The following is a 13,487-nucleotide window of genomic DNA, read 5'->3' as shown; positions in this document are numbered from 1 at the left end:
GGAGGAATCTAATGAAAAAATTAGGTACATTGCTTGTACTCTTTCTTTCCGTCATTGCACTTGTAGCATGTGCTAGCGGAAAAAAAGATGCAACTTCTGGTCAAAAACTAAAAGTTGTTGCTACAAACTCAATCATCGCTGATATTACCAAAAATATCGCTGGTGACAAGATCGATCTTCACAGTATCGTTCCTGTTGGTCAAGACCCGCACGAATACGAACCACTTCCTGAAGACGTTAAGAAAACCTCTCAAGCTGATTTGATTTTCTATAACGGTATCAATCTTGAAACTGGTGGCAATGCTTGGTTTACCAAATTGGTCGAAAATGCCAAGAAAACTGAGAACAAGGACTACTTTGCAGTTAGTGACGGTGTAGATATCATCTACCTTGAGGGCCAAAACGAGAAAGGCAAGGAAGACCCACACGCTTGGCTCAACCTTGAAAATGGGATGATTTATGCTAAAAATATCGCTAAACAGCTGATCGCTAAGGATCCTAGCAACAAGGAATTCTATGAAAAAAATCTCAAAGACTACACTGAAAAACTAGACAAACTGGACAAGGAAGCCAAAGAGAAATTTAACAATATCCCTGCTGAGAAGAAACTCATCGTAACCAGCGAAGGATGCTTCAAATACTTCTCTAAAGCCTACGGTGTCCCAAGTGCCTACATCTGGGAAATCAACACGGAAGAAGAAGGTACTCCTGAACAAATCAAGACCTTGGTTGAAAAACTTCGCCAAACAAAAGTTCCATCACTCTTTGTTGAATCAAGTGTCGATGACCGTCCAATGAAGACTGTTTCACAAGACACAAACATCCCAATCTACGCACAAATCTTTACTGACTCAATTGCTGAAGAAGGTAAAGAAGGCGACAGCTACTACAGCATGATGAAATACAACCTTGACAAGATTGCTGAAGGTTTGTCAAAATAATTCATTAAAAAACGTCGTTCTCACATGAACAGGCGTTTTTTTGTTTTCACTTTCCGGTCAAATCATTGGAAAAATCTGATAATTCTCGGTAAAATAAAAGAAAAAAGAATGGAGTAGTTTCATGACCACTTTTCTCGGAAATCCTGTAACCTTTACAGGTAAACAACTGCAAGTCGGAGACAAGGCACTTGACTTTTCTCTCACTACAACCGATCTCTCTAAAAAAACGCTAGCTGACTTTGATGGAAAGAAAAAAGTCTTGAGTGTTGTCCCATCTATCGATACTGGTATCTGTTCAACGCAAACACGTCGCTTCAACCAGGAACTTGCCAACCTTGACAACACCGTCGTTCTTACTGTTTCTATGGACCTACCATTTGCCCAAGGACGCTGGTGCGGGGCTGAAGGCCTTGACAATGCCATCATGCTTTCAGACTACTTTGACCATTCTTTCGGACGTGATTATGCCCTCTTGATCAACGAATGGCATCTCCTTGCACGTGCTGTCTTTGTTCTCGACACTGATAATATCATCCGTTATGTAGAATACGTTGACAACATCAACACGGAACCAGACTTTGAAGCTGCTATTGCTGCAGTGAAAGAACTGGACTAAAATCAAAGCCATTACGGCAGAAGGCTAGAGAAATCTAGCTTTTTTTGGTATACTAGATGGAGAGAATGAACAAGAGGGAACGAATGACTCCAAATAAAGAAGATTATTTAAAATGTATTTATGAAATCGGTACGGACATGCAAAAAATCACCAACAAAGAAATTGCTGCCCGTATGCAGGTCTCTCCACCTGCTGTAACAGAGATGATCAAACGCATGAAAAGTGAAAATCTCATCCTCAAGGACAAGGAGAATGGCTATCTATTGACAGATATTGGTCTCAAACTGGTCTCTGAGCTTTATCGCAAACACCGTTTGATTGAAGTCTTTCTAGTTCACCATCTAGACTATACTAGCGATCAGATCCACGAAGAAGCTGAGGTCTTAGAGCACACTGTCTCTGACCTATTTGTAAAGAGACTGGATAAACTGCTTGGCTTCCCTCAAACCTGTCCCCACGGTGGAACCATACCTGCCGAGGGAGAACTTTTGGTTGAAATCAATAACCTGCCACTAGCAGCCGTCCAGGAAGCTGGAACCTATCTTCTGACTCGCGTTCATGATAGCTTTGAACTACTCAAATATCTAGAAAAGCACGCAATTCATATCGGCGACCAACTCCAAGTCAAGCAATTTGATAATTTTTCCAATAGCTTTACAATGGTCAACAAAGGTGAAGATCTCCAAGTTAGCATCGATATCGCAAAACAACTCTATGTCGAAAAAATCAACTAACCCTTATTCCTGAAAGAAATTCCTTTCAGGGATTTTTTATCGTTTTAGTTGTAACACCCATTCGTTTGGTGTAGAATGAAGTTAGATAAAAGAGGGAGGTCATCTTATGAAAAAGCTCTTTAGAATACACTTCGCAGCCATTGCAGTCTCCGATTTGCTGCTATTTGCATTTTTTACCACTAGATCCAAGACATCTTGGGACTGGCTCCTACTCTCTGGCTTCATTTTCCTCCTTGCTCAAGGACTACTGTTGTCTCGCTTGGTCTTACGACTCAAACATCACTTCGCTGAGATTTATCCTCAGATTAACAAAAAGATTCGCTTCTACTATTTTGGGGTTCTCACCATTGATTTTCTATTATTTGTCCTTTTAGCCTCCACTAGTTATCAGCGATTTTCCTCTCTTATGCCAATCGTCACTTCTTGCCATTCTACTTTTTATTATATGACGGCTAGCCACCTAAGAGAAAACTACTCAGACTTTTACGATAAACACATTTCTTTCTGGAAGTGTCTATAAACAAAAACCAAGTCAGCTGGGCTTGGTTTTCTTATCTATTTTTAGTATCAAGGATAATGGTGACAGGCCCGTCATTGACCAGCTCCACCTGCATATCCGCTCCAAAGATACCTGTCTGAACTGGCACTTCTTGAGCTAATTTTTGATTGAAAGCGTCATAGAAGTCTGATGCTATATCCGGCTTGGCTGCACCTATAAAAGCTGGACGATTGCCCTTCTTAGTATCTGCAAAGAGAGTAAACTGAGAAATCGAAAGGATTTCCCCCTCAATATCCTTGACAGATAGATTCATCTTGCCTTCTGCATCTGAAAAAATTCGCATATTGACAAGCTTTCGGACAGCATAGTCCAAATCTTCCTCTTGGTCCTCTGGCCCAACACCGACCAGCAATAAAAGCCCCTGATTGATTTTGCCATGAACCTGACCTTCGATACTGACTTGAGCTTTCTTGACTCGTTGAATGATGATTTTCATAATAGCCTTTCTAGTAACTGAAGGGAGAATTAGCCGTTGGTCCGTTTGACAGAGTAGACCTCTGGTACACTCTTAATCTTGTCCACGACTGTAGTCAGTGTAGAGAGGTTGGAAATACCAAAGGAGACATGGATATTAGCAAATTTCATATCCTTAGTTGGCTGAGCATTAACGGTTGATATATTCTTGGTCGTGTTTGAGAGAACTTGCAGAACATCGTTCAAAAGCCCTGTACGGTTGAGACCATAGATATCGATGTGGGCAGTGTATTCCTTGCTTGAGAATTGATCTTCCCACTCCACATCAAGGAGACGTTGCTCATAGTTTTCTTGGGCACGGAGATTCATACAGTCCACACGGTGAATGGCCACACCACGGCCCTTGGTAATGTAGCCGACAATATCATCACCCGGAACGGGATTGCAACACTTAGCAATCCGAACCAAGAGACCTGAGGCTCCCTCAATAATGACACCGCCCTCATGCTTAACCTTGAGCTTCTCCTTATTCTCAACCTTAACCTCGCCACCTTTGACAAGCTCTTCTGCTTCAGCCCTAGCCTTGGCACGCTCTTCCTCACGGCGTTCCTTTTCAGTCAGACGGTTAAAGACCGTAATAGCGCCAATTTCTCCAAAACCAATGGCTGCATAGAGGGCTTCCTCTGTTTTGTAGCTGGTCTTTTGAAGGACCTCGTCCATATGACGCTTGTCCATAAACTTATTGGCCACATAGCCGTTTTCTTGGAATTGGGCCATCAACATTTCACGGCCCTTGTTGACGGATAATTCCTTGTCTTGATTTTTAAAGAACTGACGGATCTTATTGCGCGCCTTGCTGGTCTTGACCATGTTGAGCCAGTCACGACTCGGGCCAAATGAGTTGGGGTTGGTGACAATTTCGACCTGATCCCCAGTTTTGAGCTTGGTTGTCAAAGGAACCATACGACCATTGACCTTAGCACCAGTTGCTTTTTCACCGACTTTGGTATGGATTTCATAGGCAAAGTCAATCGGGCCTGAATCTTTTGGAAGGGAACGAACTGCACCATCTGGAGTAAAGACGTAAATCTCCTCCGCCAGATACTCTTCCTTAACAGACTCGACAAATTCCTTGGCATCATCAGCCTGGTCTTGCAACTCAATCATTTCCTTGATCCAGTTCATCCCGATAGCTGATTCTTTGCTGTTGACCTGACCCTTGATTCCTTTCTTATAAGCCCAGTGAGCCGCAACCCCGTACTCAGCAACTTCGTGCATTTCCTTGGTACGAATCTGGAATTCAATCGGCCCTTTTGGCCCATAGACAGTCGTATGGATAGACTGGTAACCATTGGCCTTACGATTGGCGATATAGTCTTTGAAGCGGCCTGGCATGGGTTTCCAAAGTTCATGCACATAACCCAACATGGCATAGACATCACTCTGGGTATCTAAGATACAGCGAATAGCAATCAGGTCATAAATCTCCTCAAAGCGTTTCTTTTTATCCTGCATCTTGCGATAGATAGAGTAGATATGCTTGGGACGGCCATAGATTTTCCCTTTTAGATTGCGTTCGGAAGTGTACTCCTCCAACTTTGTCACGACTTCATCGACCAAAGCCTCACGCTCTCTGCGTTTTTCCTTCATCATGTGAGTGATCTTGTAAAACTCGGTCGGATTGAGGTAACGGAAGGATAGGTCTTCCAACTCCCACTTGACGCTAGAAATCCCCAGACGATGAGCAAGTGGCGCATAGATTTCCATGGTTTCTCTGGAAATGCGTTCCTGCTTGTCTTTTCGCAGGTGGTTAAGTGTTCTCATGTTATGCAAGCGGTCAGATAGTTTAACCAAGATAACGCGAATATCTTCAGACATGGCCATGAGCATCTTACGGTGATTTTCCGCTAATTGCTCCTCGATCGATTTGTACTCTACCTTACCAAGCTTGGTCACCCCATCAACAATGATGCGAACGTCATGACCAAACTCTTGCTCTAAATCATCCAAGGTCGCATCCGTATCCTCAACTACGTCATGCAAAAAACCACAGGCAACTGTCACGGCATCTAGCTTGAGTTTGGCTAAAATCCCTGCCACCTGAATGGGATGAATAATATAGGGCTCGCCAGATTTACGATACTGACCACTATGGCATTCAACTGCGTAAACCAAGGCTTTATGTACAAAAGCAACATCTTCTTTCGATAAATATTTTTGCGTTAAAGCGACAACCTCATCGCCCGTCAAATTCACTTCTTTCGGCATCTATTCTCTCCAATTCTTCCTACCATTTTATCACTTTTTTAAGGATATGAAAACTAGAAAAGCTCTACAATCCTATAATTTGCTCCATCTCTTACGATGATCTCAAGAAAATCAATAAATTAAAAGCGATTTTATTATTTCTATAATTAATCAGTGAATTTTATAAACAAACTCTCTATTTCCTATCATTTTTTATTAATTTTATAAAAACATTCGTAATTGACTTGATTGATTACCTACCATCCTGTATAATAGAGTGAAACTATTTTTGAGGAGATTTTTATGTCATCATTTCGTAAACAAGCAGCCCTTTTAGGTCTGACTGCAGCTGTATTTGCGGCTTCTACTGCACAAGCAGATGAAAAAGTTACAAATCCAGATGCTAGCACAACATCTACACCAGTAGCAAATCAATCAGAGAAATCCGTTGCACCTACTGGAAATGAAAAGGGAACAGCATCTGAAAAAACAGACGCTCCTACTAAGCAAGATGAAAATGCTACACCAGTAACAAGCACTAATACAAAGCCTTCTACAGAAACAACCTCTTCTAAAGAGGGAAGCCTTGCGGACGACAAGGCCCTTCAACCAACAGAAGGACAGGAAGTTGATGTCCGCATCCTTGCAACAACCGACCTCCACACAAATCTAGTCAACTATGATTATTACCAAGACAAACCCGCTGAGAATGTTGGGCTAGCAAAGACAGCTGTTCTCATCGAGGAAGCTAAAAAAGAAAATAGCAATACACTTCTCGTAGATAATGGAGATACAATCCAAGGAACGCCACTTGGAACTTACAAGGCCATCGTTAACCCTGTCAAAGAAGGGGAACAGCACCCTATGTATGCAGCACTTCAAAAGCTTGGTTTTGAAGCTGGAACACTTGGAAATCATGAGTTTAACTACGGCTTAGACTATCTCAAACGTGTTATTGATACAGCTGGAATGCCGATTGTCAATGCCAATGTTGTTGATCCTAAAACTGGTGCTTACGTCTATGACCCCTATAAAATCATCAACAAAACCTTTGTTGATAAAAATGGTCGCAAAACGACCGTCAAAATTGGAGTTACTGGAATTGTTCCTCCTCAAATTCTCAGCTGGGATAAGGCCAACCTCGAAGGAAAGATTCAGGTCAACGACTCTGTAGAAGCTATCCAAAAGATCATCCCTGAAATGCGTAAAGCAGGTGCAGATATCACTCTCGTACTTTCACACTCAGGTATCGGAGATGATAAGTACGAAAAAGGGGAAGAAAACGAAGGCTATCAAATTGCAAGCCTACCTGGTGTTGATGCAGTCGTAACAGGGCATTCGCACGCTGAATTTCCAAGTGGAAATGGTACAGGTTTTTATGAAAAATATGCTGGTGTTGATGGCGTAAATGGTAAAATCAACGGTACCCCTGTAACCATGGCTGGAAAATACGGTGATCACCTCGGCATTATCGACCTCAACCTTGTCTACAAAAATGGAAAATGGACTGTTGCCAACAGCAAAGGCTCTATCCGCAAGATTCATACTAAGTCCAAAGACGCTGATGAACGAATCAAAGAAATTGCCAAAACAGCCCATGAAGGAACCATCCAATATGTTCGCCAACAAGTCGGAACAACAACTGCACCAATCACAAGTTATTTTGCCCTTGTTAAGGATGATCCATCTGTCCAAATCGTCAATAACGCGCAAATCTGGTATGCTAAGAAAGAACTGGCAGGGACTCCTGAAGGAAACCTTCCTATTCTCTCGGCTGCTGCACCATTTAAGGCGGGAACTCGTGGAGATGCTACTGCCTATACAGATATTCCTGCTGGCCCAATCGCCATCAAAAACGTAGCGGATCTCTACCTCTACGACAATGTTACAGCAATCCTAAAAGTCACAGGAGCTCAACTCAAAGAATGGTTGGAAATGTCTGCTGGTCAGTTCAACACCATCGATCCAACTAAAAAAGAAGCGCAACAGCTAATCAATCCAAGCTACCGCACTTATAACTTTGATGTGATTGATGGTATAACCTATGAGTACGATGTCACCCAACCAAATAAATACGACCGCGAAGGCAAATTGATCCACCCAGATGCTAGTCGTGTCCGCAATCTTAAATACCAAGGAAAAGATGTGGCTCCAGATCAAGAATTCATCGTGGTAACCAACAACTATCGCGCAAATGGTAAATTCCCTGGTGTTCGTGATGCTAGCCTCAATCGTCTACTCGGACTTGAAAATCGCCAGGTCATCATCAACTATATCCTTGATGTAAAAAATATCAACCCAAGTGCAGATAAAAACTGGCACTTCACAAATAGCATAAAAGGTCTGGATGTTCGTTTCTTGACGGCTGATAAGGCCAAAGACTTGGTCGGTACAGACGGTGACATTCAATATCTAGCAAGCTCCAACCAAGAAGGATTCGGCGAATACCGCCTTCTCTATGTAGAGCCTAAGGCTGAATCTGCAGAAACAAATCACCACGAAGTCCAAGATGTTCAGAAACAAAATCAGGGCGATGCGATCACTCTTTCAAACGGTGGCCAAACTATCATTTTACCAAGCACCAATAATCCAGTAGCTACTACCTTACCAAATACAGGTGAGAAAACTTCTATCCTAACCTTCCTAGGTATCATTCTAGCCGTGTTTGGCCTTTCTCTCAAGAAAAAGGAAGAATAACAACAAAAGAAGCAAGACGAGACTCGTCCTGCTTCTTTTTAATCACCAAAAACACTGCCAGATTTCTCTAGCAGTGTTTTTACATTTCATTTATCTTAGTAAACTGTTTTTTCAGTTTCTACATCAAAGAAGTGTGCTTTGTTCAAGTCAAATCCAAGTTCAACTGTTGCACCTGTTTGCAAGTAGTCACGAGCATCCACTTTGGCAACAAATTCGTCTTTACCAACTTGGCAGTAAAGGTGAGATTCTGAACCAAGTAATTCTGATACAGAGATTGTTGCTTTAACCACTGATTCTGGGAAAGTTTCAAGGAAAGCAGGTTCTGCATTCACGTCTTCTGGACGGATACCGAAGATTAATTCTTTACCTTCGTAGCCTTTTTCACGAAGAACTTTCAATGCTCCTTCTGGAACTTTCAAGCGGAATCCGTCAGAAACAATTTCACCACCAACCAATTTCACATTGATGAAGTTCATAGCTGGGCTTCCGATGAATCCTGCAACGAACTTGTTAACTGGATTTTTGTAAACTTCTTGAGGAGTACCGATTTGTTCTACACGTCCGATAGTACCTGTACCAGCAGGGTTCTTAGTTGCTGACATGATAACGATACGGTCTGCAAGTGTCATCGCTTCTGTTTGGTCGTGCGTTACGTAGATAGTTGTAGCACCGATACGACGGTGAATCTTCGCAATTTCAGCACGCATTGATACACGAAGTTTGGCATCCAAGTTTGACAAAGGTTCGTCCATCAAGAACACTTTTGCATCACGGACAATTGCACGACCCATGGCAACACGTTGACGTTGACCACCAGAAAGGTCAGCAGGTTTACGATCCAAGAACTCTTTCAAACCAAGGATTGCAGCTGCTTCTTGAACACGTTTGTCGATGTCTTCTTTGCTGTACTTACGCAATTTCAAACCGAAAGCCATGTTGTCATAAACAGTCATGTGTGGGTAAAGAGCGTAGTTTTGGAATACCATGGCGATGTCACGGTCTTTTGGAGCTACGTCGTTGACAACCACGCCATCGATAGATGCAGTACCTTCTGTAATGTCTTCAAGACCAGCGATCATACGAAGAGTTGTTGATTTACCACATCCTGAAGGACCTACGAAAACGATAAATTCTTTGTCTTTGATGTCCAAGTTGAAGTCTTCAACTGAGTAGTGTTCGCTGTTTGGATATTTTTTGTAAATGTTTTTAAGATTTAATTCTACCATGGAAGGTGAACTCCTTTTATTTTTGATAGTTTTATTATAAATGAAAACGCTTTACATTTCTATGGCAAGGTGACCAAAAAAATAAAAAAGTTCTGTGCAACTTGCACAAAACTTTAGAGAATATCTGGTAAAATCAACTGATAACATAAGGTCAAATCTGTCAATTCTTTTAACTGCAGTCCTGTCAATTCTTCCCATTTGTCAATCTTGTATTGAAGAGAATTGCGATGCAGGTAGAGTTGCTGGGCTGTTTTCGTTAAGACAGCACTGTTTTCCCAGAGAGAAAGAATGATTTCCTGTATCTGGTCTTGTTCTAAAATCATCTGGTGAAGGTATTCTTTGATTACCTTCAGGTCCACAAGTCTTTCTCCCATACTCCAGAGATAGAGTTGTGAAAAGGTATGAACACCTTGATGCCCTTGACGCCACCAAGTCTTAAACAAGTCCCGCTCTGCTTGGATTAAATCTGACAGGGGCTGATACCCAGTCTGTGACCAGACCTGCCCCAACATGATAGACAGACGAAGACCAAAGTCATACTCAACCGCTTCAATCGTATCAGATAAAATCGAGCGAACAGAGCTGTACTTATCTTGTTGAAGCACAAATACATAATCCTGAGCACCGACCTGTAGCACTGTTTGGCAGTTGGGAAAAAGAGTCCGCATCATGTCTAGCCAAGAGGATAGATTTTCCTGTTGGAAATAGGAAAGATGGCAATAAACCAACTGAATCTTTTTAAAAGTTTGAGGCGCCTGCCCCTTCCCCTCAATCAGATAGGGATACCAAGGATTGAGCGAACGAGCCTGCTCTTGCTGGGTCAAAAGGGCAACCAGCTGCTTTTCACGCTCGCTGAGCCCAGCTTCCTCCAGTAAAATCCACTGTTGAGAAGATAGAGGAAGAGTAAGATATCCTGGTTTCTCAATCGGCTGATCTGAAATCTGAGCCTCAGGAAACCAGTCTTGTAATTCCTTTGCAATCATATCCTAGCCCTCCACTTTTTGGATGCACCAAGAAATTAGGGTCTCTAGACGCTCCACATTTTCAGTCAGATGGAGATAGCCCATCACTGCTTCAAAACCTGTAGACATGCGATAGGTCACCACATCAGCATTTTTAGCCTTTGTGTGGCTATTGGTATTGCGACCACGTTTGTAGATTTCTTCTTCTTTTTCCGTCAGGACTTGCTCCTCCAACATGAGGGCAATCAAGCGAGCCTGAGCCTTGGCTGAGACATACTTGGTCGCCTCTTGGTGGAGTTTATTGGGCTTGGTCATGCCTTTGAGGATAAGATGGCGACGGATATACATGGAGTAAACTGCATCTCCCTCAAAAGCTAGCGCAATCCCGTTAATGAGATTGACATCAATCACGAGTCCACCTCACTCCATCCTTGGTGTCAAGGAGCTTAATTCCTTGAGCAGCCAATTGGTCACGGATTTGGTCCGCTGTCGCAAAGTCACGATTGGCACGCGCTTCTTGGCGTTTTTGGATCAAGGCTTCGATCTCAACATCCAAAACTTCCTCGACAAAGACAATTCCAAAGACTTCCAACATATCCGCAAGAGCTTTCTTAACACTTGCATCATAGTTGCCAGAGTTGATCCACTTTGCCATTTCAAAGACTACTGTGATACCGTTGGCAGAGTTAAAATCTTCATCCATAGCTGCAACAAACTTATCTTTAAAAGCTTCCAAGTCTTGGGCATCCACGTTTCCTGTAAATGATTGCTCGTAAGTGTTCTTCAGATATTTGAGATTAGTCTCTGCATCGCGAACAGCCTTTTCTGTAAAGTTGATAGGCTTACGGTAATGCTGAGTCGCAAAGAAGAAACGCAACACTTGACCATCAATTGTCTTAAGGGCATCATGGACTGTGATGAAATTCCCCAAGGATTTAGACATCTTGACATTGTCGATATTGACAAAGCCATTGTGCATCCAGTAGTTGGCGAAAGTCTTGCCTGTTTTGGCTTCAGACTGGGCAATTTCATTGGTGTGATGCGGAAACTCCAGATCGGCTCCCCCACCGTGGATATCAATGGTATCGCCCAAAATCTCTGTCGACATGACCGAACACTCGATATGCCAACCCGGACGACCAGGTCCCCAAGGACTATCCCAAGAAATCTCATCTGATTTAGCTGTTTTCCATAGAGCAAAGTCCACAGGATTTTCCTTACGAGCTGTTTCTTCATCGGTACGACCTGAAGCACCTAGCTCCAAATCTTCCAAGGTTTTATTGGCCAACTTAGCATAGTTGTGAGATTTTTCCACGCGGAAGTATACATCTCCTTGACTCTCGTAAGCATAACCTTTTTCAATCAAGCCAGCGACAAAACGAATGATGTCATCCATAAACTCTACTACACGTGGATGGCGAGTCGCAGGTTTCACGCCTAAAGCTGTCACATCCTCACGAAAGGCAGCGATGTACTTGTCCGCAACCTCTTGAGGCGTGATGCCTTCTTCCTTGGCGCGATGGATAATCTTATCATCTACATCTGTAAAATTGGAAATATAGGCAACCTCATAACCACGGTATTCAAAGTAGCGACGAATGGTATCAAAGGCTACCGTTGAACGAGCATTCCCAACGTGGATATAGTTGTAGACGGTTGGCCCACAGACATACATACGAACCTTGCCCTCTTCAATGGGCACAAATTCCCGTAGGCTGCGGGTCATGGTGTCGTAAATTTTAATCATGCGGTCTACTCCCTTCTCTATTTCTGACTTTTTCGGCTGAAAACCAGCTCTGCAAAAGGGCCAAATTGTCTGAGGCTATCCAGTTGGTAAAAGCGCTGCCCTTCCTCTTGGGTAAAGAGGGGAACCCCCTTTCCTAGGATAAGGGGCGCTATCTGAATAATGAGGTGGTCGAAAAGATCCTCATCCAAGAGCGGTCCTACCAAGGAATTACCACCAATCACAAAGACATTTTTGCCTTTGTCAATCTGGTGAACAAAGTCCACCACATCCCCAGCTACTGGCTGGTAATTGCTGACAGGCAGGTGCCTATCATGCGTAAAGACATAGTTTTCCGTAGCTTGATAAAAACTTTCTACATCTTGCAAATCTTGGATTTCCTCAAAGGTTCGCTTGCCCATGATGGTGATATCCATTTGCCTGTAAAAGTCATCATAGCCTGTATCCTCTACAGAACCAAGCTGATGCAGCCAGTCTATCCTGTGCTGGCTGTCTGCCAAGTAGCCATCCATGGTGATACAGCCGTAAAAATATACTGCCATTCTTGTAGTTTCCTTTCTAGTTCTGCTCAGTTCCTTTCTAGTTCCTTTGCTATCATCAAAGCGATATTGAAAAAAGTCATAGCATCAGCTGTCCGCTCTTCATGTCTTGCATCCCACTCATGATTGTGATGGTCAACATAATCAGCCGTGTAGAAAAACTGATAAACCTTGGCTTGTCGAAATTGACTCCAAGCCATGATAGCTGAAGCTTCCATATCCACCACTTTGGCTCCAGCAGCCAAGCGACGCTTGACCTTATCAGGCGTTTCCCGATAAAAAGCATCAGTCGTCCAAGACTTGGTGCGGATATGCTCGATATCGTGCTTGTCAAAGATAGCTTCCAGCTCGATTAGCAGAGACTCGTCATAGGCGACTTCATCACCCGGTGGGGCATAGTGATAGCTAGTCCCTTCATCTCGCAAAGCTGCCGCAGGCAAGATGATCTTATCCGCCTCAATTGAGCGATCCAAAACGCCACAGGAACCTAGAATGATGAAATTCTTGAAGCCTCTGGCCACCAACTCTTCCAGCTGACCAATCACTGATGGAGCTCCAATAAGCGCTGTCATGACCGCAACTTGATTTCCATCATAATTATATACATACCAAGGGAATTGACCGTTAAGATTTTTTAAATAGCCTCCTTGATAGACTTTTTCTGACTCAATCAAACGTTGCAGAATTTCTCCGTTAAAGGACAGGATGATAGTTTCACAAACCTCACCCTTGTCCATAATCTGCCTATCTGTTGGTTCAATAACCCCAGCCACATCTTCAAATTCTTCTAATAGCATAAGTTCTCTTT

13 protein-coding genes are annotated in these 13,487 nt (G+C 42.9%); 5 read left to right on the top strand and 8 right to left on the bottom strand.

Annotation, left to right across the window (positions count from 1 at the left end; genetic code table 11):
- Window positions 1-11: 11 nt before the first annotated feature.
- The 4 genes from HMPREF9184_RS02695 to HMPREF9184_RS09900 all read left to right on the top strand — a co-directional run bounded on the left by HMPREF9184_RS02695 (window position 12) and on the right by HMPREF9184_RS09900 (window position 2,811).
- Window positions 12-941 (top strand): metal ABC transporter substrate-binding protein, encoded by a 930-nt coding sequence (locus HMPREF9184_RS02695; protein WP_000733081.1) that lies wholly within the window; start codon window positions 12-14, stop codon window positions 939-941.
- A 121-nt stretch (window positions 942-1,062) separates the two neighbouring features.
- Window positions 1,063-1,557, top strand: coding sequence for a thiol peroxidase (gene tpx / locus HMPREF9184_RS02690; protein WP_000206537.1), 495 nt, complete (start codon window positions 1,063-1,065; stop codon window positions 1,555-1,557).
- A gap of 83 nt (window positions 1,558-1,640) precedes the next feature.
- Entirely contained in the window at window positions 1,641-2,291 is a 651-nt protein-coding gene (locus HMPREF9184_RS02685; protein ID WP_000188533.1) for a metal-dependent transcriptional regulator, read from the top strand.
- Between the two features lie 106 nt (window positions 2,292-2,397).
- A complete protein-coding gene (locus tag HMPREF9184_RS09900; protein WP_033585910.1) occupies window positions 2,398-2,811 on the top strand; it encodes a hypothetical protein in 414 nt (137 codons plus the stop codon).
- Window positions 2,812-2,842: 31 nt separating this feature from the next.
- Here HMPREF9184_RS09900 and dtd read toward each other — a convergent pair whose 3' ends face one another.
- Together dtd and HMPREF9184_RS02670 are read right to left on the bottom strand one after the other, a co-directional pair.
- Window positions 2,843-3,286, bottom strand: coding sequence for a D-aminoacyl-tRNA deacylase (gene dtd, locus HMPREF9184_RS02675; RefSeq protein ID WP_000691411.1), 444 nt, complete (start codon window positions 3,284-3,286; stop codon window positions 2,843-2,845).
- Between the two features lie 29 nt (window positions 3,287-3,315).
- A complete protein-coding gene (locus HMPREF9184_RS02670; RefSeq protein ID WP_001123770.1) occupies window positions 3,316-5,532 on the bottom strand; it encodes a RelA/SpoT family protein in 2,217 nt (738 codons plus the stop codon).
- Between the two features lie 282 nt (window positions 5,533-5,814).
- Between HMPREF9184_RS02670 and HMPREF9184_RS02665 the strand changes: the two genes are divergently transcribed.
- Window positions 5,815-8,208, top strand: coding sequence for a bifunctional 2',3'-cyclic-nucleotide 2'-phosphodiesterase/3'-nucleotidase (locus HMPREF9184_RS02665; protein WP_000094068.1), 2,394 nt, complete (start codon window positions 5,815-5,817; stop codon window positions 8,206-8,208).
- A 95-nt stretch (window positions 8,209-8,303) separates the two neighbouring features.
- Here the strand turns inward: HMPREF9184_RS02665 and HMPREF9184_RS02660 are convergent, their stop codons facing one another.
- The 6 genes from HMPREF9184_RS02660 to HMPREF9184_RS02635 all read right to left on the bottom strand — a co-directional run bounded on the left by HMPREF9184_RS02660 (window position 8,304) and on the right by HMPREF9184_RS02635 (window position 13,476).
- Entirely contained in the window at window positions 8,304-9,434 is a 1,131-nt protein-coding gene (locus HMPREF9184_RS02660) for an ABC transporter ATP-binding protein (protein ID WP_000229941.1), read from the bottom strand.
- Between the two features lie 113 nt (window positions 9,435-9,547).
- Window positions 9,548-10,417: a helix-turn-helix domain-containing protein gene (locus HMPREF9184_RS02655; protein WP_000560737.1), complete on the bottom strand. Its 870-nt coding sequence runs from the start codon at window positions 10,415-10,417 to the stop codon at window positions 9,548-9,550.
- 3 nt (window positions 10,418-10,420) lie between these two features.
- Complete coding sequence (locus HMPREF9184_RS02650; RefSeq protein ID WP_000567912.1) at window positions 10,421-10,807, bottom strand: Mini-ribonuclease 3; 387 nt, start codon at window positions 10,805-10,807, stop codon at window positions 10,421-10,423.
- The gene (cysS, locus tag HMPREF9184_RS02645) at window positions 10,800-12,143 is read right to left on the bottom strand and encodes a cysteine--tRNA ligase (RefSeq protein ID WP_000591139.1); all 1,344 of its coding nucleotides are present in this window, start codon (window positions 12,141-12,143) and stop codon (window positions 10,800-10,802) included. The genes HMPREF9184_RS02650 and cysS overlap by 8 nt, the downstream gene beginning before the upstream one ends.
- Window positions 12,144-12,160: 17 nt before the next feature.
- Window positions 12,161-12,682 (bottom strand): dihydrofolate reductase family protein, encoded by a 522-nt coding sequence (locus tag HMPREF9184_RS02640; RefSeq protein ID WP_000301976.1) that lies wholly within the window; start codon window positions 12,680-12,682, stop codon window positions 12,161-12,163.
- A 26-nt stretch (window positions 12,683-12,708) separates the two neighbouring features.
- Complete coding sequence (locus tag HMPREF9184_RS02635) at window positions 12,709-13,476, bottom strand: nucleoside phosphorylase (RefSeq protein WP_000923410.1); 768 nt, start codon at window positions 13,474-13,476, stop codon at window positions 12,709-12,711.
- Window positions 13,477-13,487 lie beyond the last annotated feature (11 nt).

The sequence above is a fragment of the Streptococcus sp. oral taxon 058 str. F0407 genome (assembly GCF_000235485.1).
Taxonomy (GTDB): Bacteria; Bacillota; Bacilli; order Lactobacillales; family Streptococcaceae; genus Streptococcus.
The sequence above is the reverse complement of the archived record's forward strand: the minus strand, read 5'-3'. Positions and strand labels throughout refer to the sequence as shown.

Bases quoted from the DNA above. Each gene is read 5' to 3' on its own strand.
- HMPREF9184_RS02695 (WP_000733081.1), top strand. From the start codon at position 12: ATGAAAAAATTAGGTACATTGCTTGTACTCTTTCTTTCCGTCATTGCA.
- tpx (WP_000206537.1), top strand. From the start codon at position 1,063: ATGACCACTTTTCTCGGAAATCCTGTAACCTTTACAGGTAAACAACTG.
- HMPREF9184_RS02685 (WP_000188533.1), top strand. From the start codon at position 1,641: ATGACTCCAAATAAAGAAGATTATTTAAAATGTATTTATGAAATCGGT.
- HMPREF9184_RS09900 (WP_033585910.1), top strand. From the start codon at position 2,398: ATGAAAAAGCTCTTTAGAATACACTTCGCAGCCATTGCAGTCTCCGAT.
- dtd (WP_000691411.1), bottom strand. From the start codon at position 3,286: ATGAAAATCATCATTCAACGAGTCAAGAAAGCTCAAGTCAGTATCGAA.
- HMPREF9184_RS02670 (WP_001123770.1), bottom strand. From the start codon at position 5,532: ATGCCGAAAGAAGTGAATTTGACGGGCGATGAGGTTGTCGCTTTAACG.
- HMPREF9184_RS02665 (WP_000094068.1), top strand. From the start codon at position 5,815: ATGTCATCATTTCGTAAACAAGCAGCCCTTTTAGGTCTGACTGCAGCT.
- HMPREF9184_RS02660 (WP_000229941.1), bottom strand. From the start codon at position 9,434: ATGGTAGAATTAAATCTTAAAAACATTTACAAAAAATATCCAAACAGC.
- HMPREF9184_RS02655 (WP_000560737.1), bottom strand. From the start codon at position 10,417: ATGATTGCAAAGGAATTACAAGACTGGTTTCCTGAGGCTCAGATTTCA.
- cysS (WP_000591139.1), bottom strand. From the start codon at position 12,143: ATGATTAAAATTTACGACACCATGACCCGCAGCCTACGGGAATTTGTG.
- HMPREF9184_RS02640 (WP_000301976.1), bottom strand. From the start codon at position 12,682: ATGGCAGTATATTTTTACGGCTGTATCACCATGGATGGCTACTTGGCA.
- HMPREF9184_RS02635 (WP_000923410.1), bottom strand. From the start codon at position 13,476: ATGCTATTAGAAGAATTTGAAGATGTGGCTGGGGTTATTGAACCAACA.